This is a genomic window from Aliivibrio sp. 1S175 (assembly GCF_001690985.1).
Classification (GTDB): domain Bacteria; phylum Pseudomonadota; class Gammaproteobacteria; order Enterobacterales; family Vibrionaceae; genus Aliivibrio.
Window position 1 is genome coordinate 75,067 of the sequence record NZ_MAJS01000011.1, and the last position, 14,669, is coordinate 89,735.

At 36.9% G+C, this 14,669-nt stretch carries 16 protein-coding genes; 9 read left to right on the plus strand and 7 right to left on the minus strand.

Features of this window, described 5'->3' with window-relative positions; all coding sequences use genetic code 11:
- Positions 1-41 precede the first annotated feature (41 nt).
- Positions 42-1,688 (minus strand): ABC-ATPase domain-containing protein, encoded by a 1,647-nt coding sequence (locus A6E06_RS05580; protein WP_065593167.1) that lies wholly within the window; start codon positions 1,686-1,688, stop codon positions 42-44.
- A gap of 167 nt (positions 1,689-1,855) precedes the next feature.
- Between A6E06_RS05580 and A6E06_RS05585 the strand changes: the two genes are divergently transcribed.
- The 3 genes from A6E06_RS05585 to A6E06_RS05595 all read left to right on the plus strand — a co-directional run bounded on the left by A6E06_RS05585 (position 1,856) and on the right by A6E06_RS05595 (position 4,254).
- Positions 1,856-2,089, plus strand: a complete 234-nt coding sequence (locus A6E06_RS05585; RefSeq protein WP_065593166.1) for a hypothetical protein — start codon at positions 1,856-1,858, stop codon at positions 2,087-2,089.
- Positions 2,090-2,272: 183 nt separating this feature from the next.
- Positions 2,273-3,688 (plus strand): FAD-dependent oxidoreductase, encoded by a 1,416-nt coding sequence (locus tag A6E06_RS05590; protein WP_065593165.1) that lies wholly within the window; start codon positions 2,273-2,275, stop codon positions 3,686-3,688.
- A gap of 188 nt (positions 3,689-3,876) precedes the next feature.
- Positions 3,877-4,254 carry a hypothetical protein gene (locus A6E06_RS05595; protein WP_065593164.1) on the plus strand — a complete coding sequence of 126 codons (378 nt, stop codon included), beginning with the start codon at positions 3,877-3,879 and terminating at the stop codon, positions 4,252-4,254.
- Here A6E06_RS05595 and A6E06_RS05600 read toward each other — a convergent pair.
- From A6E06_RS05600 to A6E06_RS05610, 3 genes are all read right to left on the minus strand, one after another.
- Positions 4,246-4,899, minus strand: coding sequence for a hypothetical protein (locus tag A6E06_RS05600; RefSeq protein WP_065593163.1), 654 nt, complete (start codon positions 4,897-4,899; stop codon positions 4,246-4,248). The genes A6E06_RS05595 and A6E06_RS05600 overlap by 9 nt on opposite strands.
- Before the next feature lie 68 nt (positions 4,900-4,967).
- A complete protein-coding gene (locus tag A6E06_RS05605) occupies positions 4,968-7,325 on the minus strand; it encodes a fatty acid cis/trans isomerase (RefSeq protein WP_065593162.1) in 2,358 nt (785 codons plus the stop codon).
- Positions 7,326-7,435: 110 nt separating this feature from the next.
- Positions 7,436-8,677, minus strand: a complete 1,242-nt coding sequence (locus A6E06_RS05610) for an OFA family MFS transporter (RefSeq protein ID WP_065593161.1) — start codon at positions 8,675-8,677, stop codon at positions 7,436-7,438.
- A gap of 312 nt (positions 8,678-8,989) precedes the next feature.
- Here A6E06_RS05610 and A6E06_RS05615 point away from each other — a divergent pair, with 312 nt between their 5' ends.
- The 4 genes from A6E06_RS05615 to A6E06_RS05630 all read left to right on the plus strand — a co-directional run bounded on the left by A6E06_RS05615 (position 8,990) and on the right by A6E06_RS05630 (position 11,820).
- Positions 8,990-9,541: a DUF3332 domain-containing protein gene (locus A6E06_RS05615; protein WP_065593160.1), complete on the plus strand. Its 552-nt coding sequence runs from the start codon at positions 8,990-8,992 to the stop codon at positions 9,539-9,541.
- 336 nt (positions 9,542-9,877) lie between these two features.
- Positions 9,878-10,243, plus strand: coding sequence for an NADH:ubiquinone oxidoreductase (locus A6E06_RS05620; protein WP_065593159.1), 366 nt, complete (start codon positions 9,878-9,880; stop codon positions 10,241-10,243).
- 132 nt (positions 10,244-10,375) lie between these two features.
- Positions 10,376-11,380: a response regulator gene (locus A6E06_RS05625; RefSeq protein WP_065593158.1), complete on the plus strand. Its 1,005-nt coding sequence runs from the start codon at positions 10,376-10,378 to the stop codon at positions 11,378-11,380.
- Positions 11,380-11,820, plus strand: coding sequence for a PAS domain S-box protein (locus A6E06_RS05630; protein WP_065593157.1), 441 nt, complete (start codon positions 11,380-11,382; stop codon positions 11,818-11,820). The genes A6E06_RS05625 and A6E06_RS05630 overlap by 1 nt, the downstream gene beginning before the upstream one ends.
- 40 nt (positions 11,821-11,860) lie before the next feature.
- Here A6E06_RS05630 and A6E06_RS05635 read toward each other — a convergent pair whose 3' ends face one another.
- A complete protein-coding gene (locus tag A6E06_RS05635; RefSeq protein ID WP_065593156.1) occupies positions 11,861-12,169 on the minus strand; it encodes a DUF496 family protein in 309 nt (102 codons plus the stop codon).
- A gap of 111 nt (positions 12,170-12,280) precedes the next feature.
- Positions 12,281-12,688, minus strand: coding sequence for a polymer-forming cytoskeletal protein (locus tag A6E06_RS05640; protein WP_065593155.1), 408 nt, complete (start codon positions 12,686-12,688; stop codon positions 12,281-12,283).
- Positions 12,689-12,842: 154 nt separating this feature from the next.
- On the opposite strand from A6E06_RS05640, the gene A6E06_RS05645 reads away from it, so the two are divergent.
- Together A6E06_RS05645 and A6E06_RS05650 are read left to right on the plus strand one after the other, a co-directional pair.
- Positions 12,843-13,517 (plus strand): YceH family protein, encoded by a 675-nt coding sequence (locus A6E06_RS05645; RefSeq protein WP_065593154.1) that lies wholly within the window; start codon positions 12,843-12,845, stop codon positions 13,515-13,517.
- A 5-nt stretch (positions 13,518-13,522) separates the two neighbouring features.
- Positions 13,523-13,807 carry a GIY-YIG nuclease family protein gene (locus A6E06_RS05650; RefSeq protein WP_065593153.1) on the plus strand — a complete coding sequence of 95 codons (285 nt, stop codon included), beginning with the start codon at positions 13,523-13,525 and terminating at the stop codon, positions 13,805-13,807.
- On the opposite strand, the gene nadE is transcribed toward A6E06_RS05650, so the two are convergent.
- Entirely contained in the window at positions 13,804-14,634 is an 831-nt protein-coding gene (gene nadE, locus A6E06_RS05655) for an ammonia-dependent NAD(+) synthetase (RefSeq protein ID WP_065593152.1), read from the minus strand. The two genes, A6E06_RS05650 and nadE, sit on opposite strands and share 4 nt — an antisense overlap.
- Between the last annotated feature and the right edge of the window lie 35 nt (positions 14,635-14,669).

Here is a 14,669-nt window from a genome sequence, read left to right on the forward strand (position 1 = left end):
AAAAAAGCCCCCGAAATCGGAGGCTTAAATTATGGATGGAATTACTTAAAATCAGCAACTCGCATTCTGTTTAATGTTGCCATCACTTCGATAACACGAGGCTTAGCTAGGTCACCATGTTTTGGCATTAATTCATGCCAATTATCATGAAGTTGTTGAGCAATAAACTCAATAGGGTTTTGTTCCCAACCTGGGGTTTGAGATAATTGGAACCACATCCAACCAATTGCGTGAACTTGTGCAGAAGATTGAAGTTGAGACATCGCGGTAATATCAACCAATTCACGACCAAAGCGCAATGTATTCTTGTTTCTTGCTTGAATACGGAATTTACCTTCTTGCAGGATAGCCTGAAGAGAAGAGCGGTTTAGTTGGCGAGTTTGAGTTGGAAGTAAATGCTCCGACCCCTCTCTAACACGTGTAGTAGGGTGAGAAATAACGACTTCTTTTGCTTTTTTAGTGACATCAACTGCTTGATAGTCGTGCATTTGAATTACGGTATCAGCAACATCAAGGTAATCACCTGAACCGCCCATAACCAAAATAGTAGAAACGCCCATTTCATCACGTAACTGGCCAATGCGGTCAACTAATGGAGTGATAGGTTCAGCACCATTATTAACTAATGCTTGCATACGTTCATCACGGATCATGAAGTTAGTTGCAGACGTATCTTCATCAATTAATAGCGTTTGAGCTTGAGCTTCTAATGATTCTTGAAGCCATGCCGCTTGTGATGTAGAACCCGACGCATCTTGAGTAGAGAAACACGTCGTATCTTTACCCATTGGTAGGTGATTAATGTAGTTAGATAGGTTCAAACTATGAACACAGCGTCCATCTTCCGCTTGAATTTTAGTGGTTGATTCTTCGGTTACGATATATTCACGGCCATCTCCAGGGATGTGGTCATAAATAGATCGCTCTAATGCATTCAATAACGTCGATTTACCGTGGAAACCACCACCAACAATTAGCGTGATCCCTTTAGGGATCCCCATGCCTTTAATTAAGCCACGGTTTGGTGTCGATAATTCAATTTCTAAAGATTCAGGGCTTTGAAAAGGAATGGCTTCTTTCATTGGACGATCATTATTACCTGCGATACGCGGTAAAATACTGCCGTTAGCAACGAAAGCAACCAAGTTATGTTCAGCAAGCTGGCGACGAAGGGCGACTTGGTCAACAATAACTTTACAATGTTCTTTTAGCTCTTCAATTGGCAATTCACGAGCTAATAAAGTACGACGAACGTATTTTGGCATATGGAATGTCAAAATATTAATTGCTCGTTTAGCTAAAATCTCACGACCATCAGCCGGTAGATTCATGTTATAGCGAAGCTCAATACCTTCATCATCAAAAATAACAGAAGTATGGTCTAAAACAGTTTGTCCTGATAATGCAATAGATAGCGTTGCGTCTTTCTCAAGTAATGAACTAAAGTGGCGAGCAAGGAAATCACGAGCAGCACGTTGATAATCAAGAGACGTCTCTTGTAGCCACTGAAGGTGAGTTAATGACCAAGCACGTTTCGCTCGAAGACGAGAAGGTGGAGCGTATGGGTCAGATTGAACGTTATCAATATACAAAGTGAAGTCGGTAAAATCGTACTCACCCTTAATAGAGGTGTAGCTACGGTAATTTCTTTTTTCTAATTTTTTTAGTTTGGCTTCAAGCTGTTCCATTACATTCACATTATCAAATAAAGTTGTGAGGAGTATAACAAAATCCCAGTCAGAATAAGAACATCTTTCCTCCTGATGTGGAAAATAACTCTAAGACTATTGGCTAATTTACATATTTACAACTTTCAAGTCATAGTAGTGCTAATAATACGTAAAGGAGTACGGGTATGAATGTTATTGTGACCATTTTAGAGAATCTTTTAATCGGCATTGGCGTTATCTGTCTATTACTTGCTATTACCCAATATGGAAGAAGAACATCAGATTGGGGTGGTGCGTGTATCTTATTTGTTAAACGAATTGATTTATCAATACAAGAGCACAAATGGTACCGAATTGGGGTTAGCACATTTTTTCTTGGGGTTGTGGTTCGAATTTTAAATCTAGCCTTTTTTGGATAGACAGTTACTCACAGTTATCCACAATTTCTGTGGGTAACTATTTGAATAAACGCTTAACTCATTGAATATTAAAAATATAAAGTATGAAGCAAGCTTTTTTTTACTATATCCTGTTATTTTTTTGTGACGCGAAGTAAAATAGCTAAGTCAATAAGAAAATAGCCTTGGATAGATAAAAATAAGATGGATAAAACGCATTTACGTAAAAAAATAGCCATTATTGGTGGCGGTATTGCAGGTTCTAGTATCGCAATGTATCTATCGCAATACGATGTTGATATTGAGGTGTTTGAGCAAGGCACAAGTCTAGTGAATGGACCACCAATTTGTCACCTTCATGCGGGAGGAAATCTTTATCGAGAAATCTCTGATGAACAGTGCATCACCTTATTAACTGAGTCTATCGAAACCGTTCGTTATTTTCCTCATACCGTGAATATTCGTCCTACTGTGATTGCGGTACCTAAAAATGATCCCGGGGAGCCAAAAGAATTATTGCCGAGATTAAAATTATTACAACAAACCTACGGCCAATTAATTCAACAAAACAGTGCTAACCAAGTTTTTGGGCCTGCTGACGAGTATTTTAAAACATACAATAAAGTGGATTTAGAAAAAATTGCTCAACGTGCGCCAACACAAAATCCTACCTCTCTTGATGATTGGTTAATCGCCTTCGCAAATCAGGTTGATTTAAATGAATTAAAATACCCAATAGCACTTGTTCAAGAACACGGTTTGAGTGTCTTTCGTATGGCAGCAACCGCCCAACTTACCTTATCAAACCTTGCTAACCTCAAATTACATTTTTCTTCAAGTGTAAATAAGCTTTCTAGAACGGAAAATAAAGGCGTCGATTCTCTGTGGGCGCTAAGTTATTTGCATTCAGGACAACAACATTCTAGTGAGTTTGATTATGTGATTAATAGCGCGGGCTTTAAAACCGGTATTATTGATGATTTAGCAAACAAGTACCGAAAAAGGTTGGTTGAATTCAAAGCGGCGTATGTTGCTCAATGGGATAAACCACAATTTGGTAAATGGCCTGAGATTATTTTCCATGGAGAGCGTGGAACACCACAGGGCATGGCTCAATTTACGCCATATCCAAATGGTTATTTTCAATTACACGGTATGACCGAAGAGATCACTTTATTTAAAGATGGCTTATCTGGTTCTTGTGACCTTTCTGCACAACCTAAACTGCCAGAAGCATTTAATAAGAAGTTGACCAATGGCTGGGAAATTTCACTTCAAACAGAAAGAACACAGAGAGCGATTCGTCATCTATCTCAATTTATGCCTGATTTTATAGAAGCAACGCCTGCAGGAAAGCCTTTATATGGCGCACAACAGATCCCTGGAGATGATGTTACCTTGCGAGCCGCTAATATTTCTTATACTGAAGATGGCTATTTTAGAGCTGAAATAGTGAAAGCCTCTTCTGCAATTGAATGCGCCAAAGAGATAGAGCGTATTATTAAACTTAATAATCAGGTGTCGAACATACCTGAATTTGCATTATTAGACATTGAAAGAGAAGCAGAAAGATTGGCACTAGAAAGAGGTTATCCAATAGAATTAGCTCAAGTTTATTAAATTAAATGGGTTTAATCAGGCTATTTAATGATTAATTTCATTTATATTTATAATATGTATCGATTTGGTTAATTACTCTTTGAGCCAAAATAGAATATGCCATACGCACAAAAAAGGAGGATAATTTTATTGAATTATCCTCCTTTTTTGTTGAAAATAGGGGCATAGAGACTTCTTCAAGGTGATATGTGGAATTTTTACTGAAACGCCGTTGGCCTAGATTTGTATGTAAAAAATCGGTTAATGCAAAAATATTTTGGGCTCATCGTTTAATGCCATTCGTTAGTATTAAATTAATGGACGTTTCCAAAAAGGGTTTTGGTTTTACTAGTGAACGGAAATTGCAAGAAGGCAGTTGTGAATTAAGAATTCGATCTTTTCCGAGTATGATTGGTAACATCGTTTATAGAAAAGAGTGTAAAACAGATAACGGTGCAACTCGTTACCAGTATGGTTTTTACTTAAATACTCAATTACATAAAACGCAAATAGAGAATTTAGGTTGTAAAGGTGTCATTAATTTAGAACATATAATTAAAGAACCAGAAAAAGAATCGTTAGGTTAATAAAAAAAACGTATCCTGATTTTTTGGATATTGAAATAAGGCAAAGCATAAAAAGTATTTAAGCAAAGCATGCTGTTGATTCGACTCTAGCGGATGATATATAGAGTGATTAAGGCATGCTAGCTCAAACCGTTCTTCAACGATAGCTGCAAAATTATCTTCTGAAGGTAAATGTTGAATCCCTTGCTCAGCATAAGACTCAAAAGCTGCTGGTAAGTGACCGTTCCACCAATGATATAGCGCTTTACTACTACGAGTTCTATCAAACCAGTGATCACATAATACAGCAACGTAATCTTCTTTATGTAGTTCGCCATCGTTTAACAACTTATTAATCGAAAGTAATATTTGTGTTTTAGCTTCCGTTTTGGCATTAAGAAATAACGGATAAATACACCATACTTTTTTAGTGTCGATTAATAGTGTGTATATATAGAGGTGATGATCGACATCATGTAAAAAAAGCGAACAATTAATCGGTAGTCCTTTGTCTGTTGCTAAAGATGTCAATCGACGATGAAATGCAGAGCTTAAGTGAGCTGGTGACATTCCCCGATTATGAATTGTTGGATAATGATGCTTACACAGTGCCTTGTAATCATCACTGAACGCATCAAGAGAATGTTTAAATAACGATTCTAACAAGAAAAGTTTCCTTTTTTTAATCCAGAGGAACGTGAAGTCACTAGCTTTTCAGTGAGCAACAGTCAGAATTAACGATTTTCAAATCGATTGTAATCTAATAGGCCAGCTTCTACTGGATAATGTACCCTGTACCACTCTATTAATTCATCACTATAAGCCCAAAATTTATCTGAGCTGCGTCTAATTGCAAAATTATCGAGAAGTTTAACATAATCTTCTTCAGTACTAATGCGATTCAGTTCGCTAACAAAGCGAATTAATTGAGTTTCTTCTAGTTCTAAAAAGGCGGCAGGATAACTACCTACCACGCCATAGAGAATGGAAAAACGGTCAAGTAAGGGATCTCGGTTCTTTTCTTCATTAAACAGTGACGAAATATTGGTATGGGCACTTGTATTGAGTAGAGTGAAAAACTCACTGCGCTTATCAGAATTCGCAATAACTTTTATGGTGATGATTTGAGGTAAATATTGTAAACCATTACCTTTAATCGTCTCTATTTGATGCAATGCAAGCAAAGAGGCATCGTTTAAGTTTGAATTTGATAGATTGTAACGTCTTGAAGCGTTATTACCGATGTGTTTGCGTAATAAAGAGAATAACTCTGCTTTAGGGTTATTCGTTAGATATTGAATTTTTGTTGGTTGTTCAAAAGGCTGAACATCACGTTGCATATATTTACTTAGCTGAGGTGGTGGGTTTTGATACCAACTTTGCCATTCTTCCTGACGGATCTCTTTTGGTAGTAAGGTTAAAAAATTACTCTCACCTTCCATTCGTAAAAAATCCATATACATACGCGTCATTAGTTGATGACCAAAATTACCATAAACATCAAAACCTGCGACTAATAAGTAATGAATTCGTTCTAACAAGGCGTAATCAATGATCCAAGCGGTTTTTGGTGTCGGGCCATTCAATCCTTTAATTACCGAAGCACTATCAAAATGTCGATAAATTGTTAATGCGGCATTATCATTATTTTTATCACCACTCCAAACGAGTTCTGGTGTTAAATGCTGGCCATTACTGAATACTTGATTTAAATAGGTATTTTTTGCTTCTAAATAACGAGCTTGATTACGTGAGTATTGAATCCAGCTAGTGATGGGTACCGTTGTACTGTCTAACTCAGCAGGAAGCGTTAAGTTATTTTTTTGTTCTCTGTAAAATTTAGTGACACCTGGGTTGTCTGCTTTTTCTGGATCGACAAAGAACACCCAGAAATGATCGTTAATCACATTCAAAGCTAACTGACCACGGCAGACTGGACCTTTAATAAAGCCTTGAATGGTGTCTTGCGCTTCATCTAATAAATAGTGATAACGTGAATTTACGGGCAAATCTACAAATGTCGTTAATGGGTTTGCCGCTATATCAGTAGAATAACTTGGGAGTTTAGTTACAGTGTAACTTGAATTTACGAACCATTTTTGCCACTTATCAAATCGAGATTGGTCAAGTAAGTAGGGCATGTGAGTTTTATCGACTGTAGTACTACGAACGGCGGTTATGCGATAATAAACACGCTCAACTTTTGGATTATCATAAGGGCGACGAGTTGCAATAAGAGAAATAGGTTCTCCAGGTGGTGTTGCAGAACGTACCAATTTGAAAAAGCGTAACGCATTAGGATTTGTTGAAAAATAAAGGTTATTTAAAAATAGATGCTCAAATAAATAGCGACTTGCGAGTTGTTGCTTTAATGAATCGCCATTAAAGAACGCTTCCCAACGAGTTATTTTTGTAATTTCGTCTTCCGTTAAAGGTGCTATGTCACTCATTTTTGCGCCTTGTTCAAGCCATGACATAAGTAAGTTATGCTCTGAGTTATTTAGCTCTGGCATTCCATAAGGCATTCCCCAGCTTGGATATTGAGATTCATAATCTGCCATTTCTTCAATGGTTGGGCATTGTTGCTCACGATCGATAGAGAAATCATAACCACTTAATTGCGCTTCTTTTTCTAATGGATTGTTTTGTTTTAGGTTTAACATACGAGCCATTACACTGGCATCTGTATTCGCTATCTCTGTTTGCTCTCGTTCATTCAGAATAGGTGTGAACCCAATATCACGCCATTCTTGAGTGGTTTGAGCATCTTCAAACAGACGAGTAGGATTAGCTGCAACTAGTCGTGTGCCTTGGTATATAAGCGATTTATGTGCTCCACGATCCATCCCTTCAGCAGAAGACATTTTTAGCTGGCAAGGCGCGTCATAACACGCATGACAAACAACGCATCGTTTATCTACAAGAGGTTTAATGTCAGTTAAATAGTTTAGGCTTTCAGGAGAATCATACTCATGCATTCTGGGCTGAACATTTTGCTTACCGAATAATTGATCATAATTATAACTTGCATAGGTAGCACATCCAGAGAATATGACGACAAAGAAAATAATTAATGAGCGTTTAGAAAGCATAAGCACATCCATGAAATAAAGAGATAGTTTTATTGTAATAATAAATAAGGGAAAAAACAAAAAAAGCCCGCTTACCTATAGGTAAACGGGCTTGATTTTATTAAGAATATTTAAGCAGCAGTAGCAGGGCTTAACTGTTGTGCTTTTTCTTCAGAGATAGGTTTTGTTACTAACGCTAATACAATAGCGATACCAACCATTACAGCAGAAATTGTGTATGCTAATGCGTAATCACCGCCTTGTGTCATTGAGTAACCAACAACAGCCGCACCGATTGCACCACCAATCCCCCATGATGTGTAAAGTACACCATAGTTTGTACCGTAGTTTTTCAGGCCGTAGAATTCGGCAGTTAGCGATGGGAATACAGCCAGAAGCGTACCATAGCCAACAGCAGCAACAGCAGTACCAATAATTAGCATTACTTCGTTGTCATACATGCTAAATAAAGCCATGTTTGCTGCTTGAAGAATAAATGCAATAAGTAATGTTTTCACACCACCAATTTTATCTGAAAGCATACCAGCAGCAACACGGCCGCCTGAATTAAATACAGCAAGAAGAGAGGCTAAGTAAACCGCGTTTGGAAGGTTAGCTTGCATGCTTGCGATAGTAGTAATGTTACCGATGATCATAAGACCAGCAGAAGCTGCAAATGCATACATAATCCATAATGAATAAAACTGAGGCGTTTTAAGCATTGCCTTCCAATTTAGATCCGTTGGTTTACGTGTAGCAACAGGTGATTGACCTGCTTTTACTTTTGGCTCTTCTGGTTGGTAACCTTCAGGTGGATTATTAATTGTTGTCGCTAGTGGAACAGCAATAATAAGAATCGCAATACCAAGAACTAAAAAGCTAGTATGAATACCGTACATTGAAATAAGAGCAGAAGTTACTGGAGCTAGGTAAATTGCAGCAAGACCGAAACCCGCCGCGATTAAACCATTAACCATTCCCTTCTTGGAAGGGTGGAACCATTTCATTGCAGAAGGAGCAAGGCAAGCGTAACCAAAACCAATACCAGCACCTGTCATCACACCAAACGTTAGATTTAGCATTAATACCGTGTCAGCAAAGCTTGATGCGATCATACCTAGGCCTACTAAAACAGTACCAAAGATAAGAATTAAGCGCGGACCCATGCGATCTTGAAGAATACCTGCAACTAAAAGACAGATAGAAAAAGTGATTGTTGCAGTTGCATAAGGTTGGGACGCTTGTGAAGCAGTCCAGCCCATATCAGTAACAAGAGCCTTGTTGAATACGCTCCATGCGTAAAGAATTCCTAAACATAGGTTAATACAGAAGCCTGCTAGCAGGATACGCATTGCTTTATCGATATTTTTCATCGCAATCTCAGTGAGTTGAAAGTTTATTACAATTAAATGTATGTTTTTTATGGTTCTTTATTGGAAGTATGACATTCGTCACGTAAATCTGGGCGGAGTCTACCAGTAGTTGATATGTATTGGAATACTCTGTATGAAAATCACACCACATTTTTACAATCTAATATTTCAAATTTGGCAGTATCATAAATTTGACGCTAAACCACATTTTTTTGTCATGTTAGTGTAAATTAATGATATTAAGGCTATTTTTATGATCAATTGCTTGATAATATCCGCCGCGAAAAAACATTACTAAAAATATGGATAAACATGAATATTAAGAAAATTAAATTAGCAGTAGTATTAGCATTAGGCGTAACAACGTTAACTGGTTGTATGGGTCAAATGGGCGTGTCAAAATTAGTTGCATTTGGTAACTTAAAAGCAGTAGATAACCGCTATGGTCGTGCTGGACTATATGTTTTATTAGCGCCTGTATATGGTGTTGCAGCATTTGCCGATCTGTTTGTTTTCAACTCAATTGAATTCTGGACAGGTAAAAACATTATTACAGGTAAAAGTCCTGCAGTTGTAGATAGCGATGTTGGTGGTGCGGTATTTAAAGTTAATGATAAAATTGACGCATCAATGACAAAAGCACCAATTGCGCCGCTTCAAGTGAATAACAATGTAAAAAGCGCATCATTTGAGCAAATTGATGAAAATACATTAGAAATGCATGTAGCATTACTTGATGGTACGCAACAAGTTTTACGTGGCGAGAAAGCGGAAGATGGAATTGCTTTTTACCTAGATGGTAATTACATCACAACAGTGCAAGTTGAAGAGTTAGAAAATTACGTAGCAGCTTCTCAAGCTTAATTTTTAAACTTATTTATAGCATTAATAAAAAGCACTCAAATTTGGGTGCTTTTTTTGTGTCAGTTCAAAATAAATTAATTTATTTATGTGTTTTTTTCTGTTGGGAATAGGCTAAAATTAACAATTAATTTACATTAAATGTGCCAGTTCTAAGAAACTAAAATTACAACAGGTCACTCTTATTTCTTTTCAATGTAAACTGATATTATTGTAACATTTTTTTTACATTTCGTTGTTTTTCATATAGTTGAATTTAAAATAGAAAGCGATAGAATATACCGGAAACAAAGATTCCAAAATTGAAAGGATGCTCTCAATTTATCTTCGAGGTATATTATGAAATTATTTCTTATTTTTTTAGTTTCAACTTTAGGTGGCGTAGCTGCTGCTGAGCATTTTCATTCCTTTATTTTAGGGTTAAGTATTGCTTCGTTAGCTGTTGGTTGTTGCCATTGGTTTGCTTTTAGAACGACTAGATACCCACAAATGGCACTACTGTTACTGATGTTAGGTTTATTTTCTAAGATTGCAGTAACTGTTATTGGCGTTGTTTTTAGTATGAAAGCGGATCTAATCACTTCGCCATTTATATTCTCAGTATCTTATTTATTCTTCTTAATAGTGACTACATATCTTTGGTTCAAAATTAAAGATGCAAAAATATCTGCAGAACTGCTTAAGAAAAATCAAAAAATAGCTTAACCGAGACAATCAGTTTTAAAACAAGAAGAGGAGCCTTGGCTCCTCTTCTTGTTTTTGTATTATGCTATACCGTATCTATGAATTAGATTTCTTGCTATAGTCTTGATAGTTTTACTTAAAAAGGGTTTCTAGATGGCAATTTCCATCTTAATTTGTGATGACTCTGCATTAGCTCGTAAGCAATTATCTCGAGTTATACCGTTATCATGGGGAGCAAAAATAGAGTTTGCTCAGGACGGTTGGGATGCGATTGCTAAACTTGAAGTTGACTCATACGATCTTTTATTTCTTGATTTAACGATGCCAGAACTTGATGGTTACGGTACGTTAGAACAAATTAATATCCGTAAAATCAATACCCAAGTTGTTGTCGTTTCCGGTGATATTCAACCAAAAGCACAATTACGAGTTTCGGAACTTGGTGCAAAAGCCTTTATAAAAAAACCGCTAGATAAAGCCACTTTAATCTCGACATTAACATCAATCGGGATCCATCCTGAGCGTCAATTAGCGTATTCACCACAGCCTGTAATGCCAATTCAATTACGTCGTAGAGATGTTTATTTAGAAGTGGCGAACGTTGCAATTGGTCGTGCAGCAGATTCTTTAGCGCGCCATTTTGATGTTTTTGTTAATATGCCTTTGCCTAACGTTAATTTATTTGAAATGAGTGAATTACAAATGACATTACGTCATTTGGCCAGTAATGAGGATATGTCAGGCGTGTGCCAGGGGTTTAGTGGTGAAGGTATTGCAGGAGAAGCATTAGTATTATTAAGTGACTCAAGTGTAAGTGACCTTGTTAAATTAATGGATTACCCTGAATCCAATGATACAAGTTTAGAATTAGAACTGTTAATGGATGTGTCTAATATATTAGTTGGTGCATTCTTAAAAGGCATCGGGGAACAATCGGAGGTTCGTTTTTTCCAAAGTGCGCCAGTATTGCTTGGGCAACATATTTCTATTGATAGTGTTTTGGAATCAACAAAAGGGTCGTTTAATCGAATAATGGCATTTGAGGTCAGTTATAATATTGACAATACAAATATTAAATGTGACATGTTATTAATGATAGTGGATGAATCACTTCCAATTTTAGATAATAAACTTGCTTACTTATTGGATGATGAATAATGAATGGGATCCCTGTCGAGTTCGAGCAGTTTCATTGGATGGTTGATATAGTACAAAATGTTGATGTTGGTTTAATCGTTGTAGATAAAGAATTTACTATCCATCTTTGGAATGGATTTATGATTCATCACAGTGGAAAACAATCGCATGATGTCATGGGTAAATCATTATTTACTGTTTTTCCTGAAATACATGAAGATTGGTTTAGAGCGAAATCAAAGCCCGTTTTTGAGTTGGGAACGCGGAGTTTTGTAATTTGGCGGCAAAGACCTTATTTATTTCGTTGTCGTAATGTCAGACCTATTACCCAACAAAGTGAATTCATGTATCAAAATGTCACGCTTAATCCAATGCGAAGCACAACCGGTGAAGTTAAATCAATATTTATCTCTGTTGACGACGTAACACCAGAAGCTCTTGCAGAAAAATTGAATAAATAAAAAATGGAGGCCGAGGCCTCCATTTTTATTAAGAAAAATATTATTTGTGTGCTTTTTTATCAGCTTCTGTAAGATCGCGGATCTTACGGCTGATGTCACGGCGAGATTTTGAAATTTCAGCGCTTTTAATGATGTGGTCATCTACGCGGTCTTCGTAATCTGCTTTCATATTCTGTACAACAGCAATGATTTCGTCAGTAGACATAGTAGGGTGAATATAATCAAGCATGTTTTCTAGCAATGTTACACGCTTTTGGTTATCACGAATTTTCTTTTGGTTGTCTTGTAGTTCACGTTTTAGTTTATTTTTACGACGAGCTTGGTTGATAATTTCAAAAACGTTGTTCATTTTAATTTCCTATAATATTTAATAGCTACTATCTTGATTAAATCATAAATGCAGTAATGAAAACAATAACAAGATCAATACAGTGCTAAAAAAATTGAATTAAGCCGTTTATTAACTGGCTTTACTTTTAGGTTGATTTTCTTGGTTGTTTGGAGAAAGCTTTGTCACTTTTTCAACTTCCACAATCTCACGGTTTTCACCGATAAGCAAACCACCTTTTTCAATCGTTAGCTGCTGAGTTTGCATTATCCCTTTAAACTTTCCTTTCGGTTGGATATTTACTTCTCCGCCCTGACATGTACCTTCAACTAGCCCATTGATTAATACTAATCTTGCTTTGATGTCACCTTGGACTCGACCTGTCGGAGTAATTATTACTTCCGCGTCTGTAATGATATTTCCCTGAACGAAACCATCAACTTGAATGCTTTGATCTGATTCGATATTGCCAATAGCACGACAACCTTTAGCGATAATAGATAAAGAGGCAGAGGTAGACCTGCTACTAAAAAGGCCCATGTGTGTTTCTCCAATTGATATTAAACTAACGAAAGAATACTATCATGAATAGAACAGGGGATAGCTACTAATTACAGAGTTAACAGTAGTATTTGGTAACAGAGCTCACACTTTGTATCGTATGCATAATCGATTAAAGTAAAGGAAGTAAAGAATGAGAATTATAACCCAAGCAGAAATTCGTATTATTGGCTGTTTAATTGAAAAAGAGATCACAACACCAGAACAATACCCTTTAACGCTCAATGCATTAACAACTGCATGTAATCAAAAAAGCAACCGTGACCCTGTCACATCAATGACCGATTCAGAGGTTCTTGATGCGGTTAATTCATTAATTAATGATCGATTAGTTACTGATGAAACTCGTGGCAATGCACGAGTTGCTAAATATCAGCATCGTTTTTGTAATACCGAATTTGGTAGCCTTCAATTATCAAAACAAGAAATTGCTATTCTATGTGTTTTATTTCTACGTGGCCCTCAAACTCCGGGGGAATTACGCACTCGAACTCAACGTCTGTGTGATTTTGATAACGTTGCTCAAGTAGAAAGTGTATTAAATAAATTATGTTCAGAAGAGGCATCACCAAAAGTTGTGAAACTTGAGAAAGAACCAGGAAAACGAGAAGCAAGATATGGCCATTTATTCTGTGGAGAAATCGAGGACAGTGTTGCCGTCAATCATACTCATACTCATACTCATACCCATTCAGAGCAGACCAGTAATGACAATACGCAAAGAATGGATGAACTAGAACAAGAAGTTGCATTACTGCGAGCTGAAGTCGCAGAGCTAAAGCAATTAATTAATGATGTTTTAGCTTAGTTAACGTGACGAAAACAAATACAGAGTGGAGTATCTATTTAGTTCGAACTCGACTAGATACTCTATATTGCGGTATTACTAATGACTTATCTCGTCGCTTTCTTATGCATCAGACAGGAAAAGGAGCGAAATATTTAAGAGGTAAGGGACCTTTAACGCTAGAGTGGTCACATCAAGTAGATTCTAAATCGCTAGCGTTGCGATATGAATACCGTATAAAAAAAATGACCAAAGCCTCAAAAGAAGCCTTGGTCAATCAAACAGGTAGTCTTCCTATTCTTTGCGACTAATCGTAAATCGTTGGAATAGGTAGGCGTTTATGCTGAGACAGTTGATAGATTCTAATTAATCTTGCTTCTGCCTCGGCATCAATTTTTTTGCCTTCCAAAAAGTCATCAATTTGATCATAAGTGACACTAAGTGCGTCTTCATCTGCTTTTTGTGGTGCTAGTTCTTCTAAATCCGCCGTTGGCACTTTTTTTACTAATTGTTCAGGTGCGCCCAGTGCAGCGGCAACTTCTCTAATTTGGCGTTTATTTAATCCAAATAAAGGCGCTAAATCACACGCACCATCACCAAACTTAGTATAAAAGCCAGTAATGTTTTCAGCTGAATGATCAGTACCTAATACCAAACCACCGACATAACCAGCAACTTCATATTGCGCAATCATACGCGCTCTGGCTTTCACATTGCCTTTTACAAAATCGACTTTAGACTTATCTGTTGGTAATAAACCGGTTGATTCAAGCCCGATATGATTGGCAGCATGCAAGCCGTCAACACCGTCTTTTATATTGATACTAATAGAATGGCTTGGTTTGATAAAAGAAAGAGCAAGTTGAGCTTCATCTTCATCTTGTTGTATTCCATAAGGCAAACGAACGGCGATAAATTGATAGCTTGATGATTGAGACTCTTCATTTAATTCATTCACTGCAATTTGTGCTAAGCGTCCACACGTCGTTGAGTCAACACCACCACTGATCCCAAGGATCAATGATTTACAATGAGATTGAATAAGTTTAGATTTAATAAAATCGACACGTTGTTGTATTTCTTGAGTCGGGTCAATTAACGCTTTTACTTTCATTTCTTCAACAATCTGCTGCTGCATTCTCATTCCTTTACTTTATTGAGACAGTTCACACT

Bases quoted from the DNA above. Each gene is read 5' to 3' on its own strand.
- A6E06_RS05605 (WP_065593162.1), bottom strand. From the start codon at position 7,325: ATGCTTTCTAAACGCTCATTAATTATTTTCTTTGTCGTCATATTCTCT.
- A6E06_RS05635 (WP_065593156.1), bottom strand. From the start codon at position 12,169: ATGAACAACGTTTTTGAAATTATCAACCAAGCTCGTCGTAAAAATAAA.
- A6E06_RS05610 (WP_065593161.1), bottom strand. From the start codon at position 8,677: ATGAAAAATATCGATAAAGCAATGCGTATCCTGCTAGCAGGCTTCTGT.
- A6E06_RS05580 (WP_065593167.1), bottom strand. From the start codon at position 1,688: ATGGAACAGCTTGAAGCCAAACTAAAAAAATTAGAAAAAAGAAATTAC.
- A6E06_RS05590 (WP_065593165.1), top strand. From the start codon at position 2,273: ATGGATAAAACGCATTTACGTAAAAAAATAGCCATTATTGGTGGCGGT.
- A6E06_RS05640 (WP_065593155.1), bottom strand. From the start codon at position 12,688: ATGGGCCTTTTTAGTAGCAGGTCTACCTCTGCCTCTTTATCTATTATC.
- A6E06_RS05620 (WP_065593159.1), top strand. From the start codon at position 9,878: ATGAAATTATTTCTTATTTTTTTAGTTTCAACTTTAGGTGGCGTAGCT.
- A6E06_RS05625 (WP_065593158.1), top strand. From the start codon at position 10,376: ATGGCAATTTCCATCTTAATTTGTGATGACTCTGCATTAGCTCGTAAG.
- A6E06_RS05630 (WP_065593157.1), top strand. From the start codon at position 11,380: ATGAATGGGATCCCTGTCGAGTTCGAGCAGTTTCATTGGATGGTTGAT.
- A6E06_RS05615 (WP_065593160.1), top strand. From the start codon at position 8,990: ATGAATATTAAGAAAATTAAATTAGCAGTAGTATTAGCATTAGGCGTA.
- A6E06_RS05645 (WP_065593154.1), top strand. From the start codon at position 12,843: ATGAGAATTATAACCCAAGCAGAAATTCGTATTATTGGCTGTTTAATT.
- nadE (WP_065593152.1), bottom strand. From the start codon at position 14,634: ATGCAGCAGCAGATTGTTGAAGAAATGAAAGTAAAAGCGTTAATTGAC.
- A6E06_RS05585 (WP_065593166.1), top strand. From the start codon at position 1,856: ATGAATGTTATTGTGACCATTTTAGAGAATCTTTTAATCGGCATTGGC.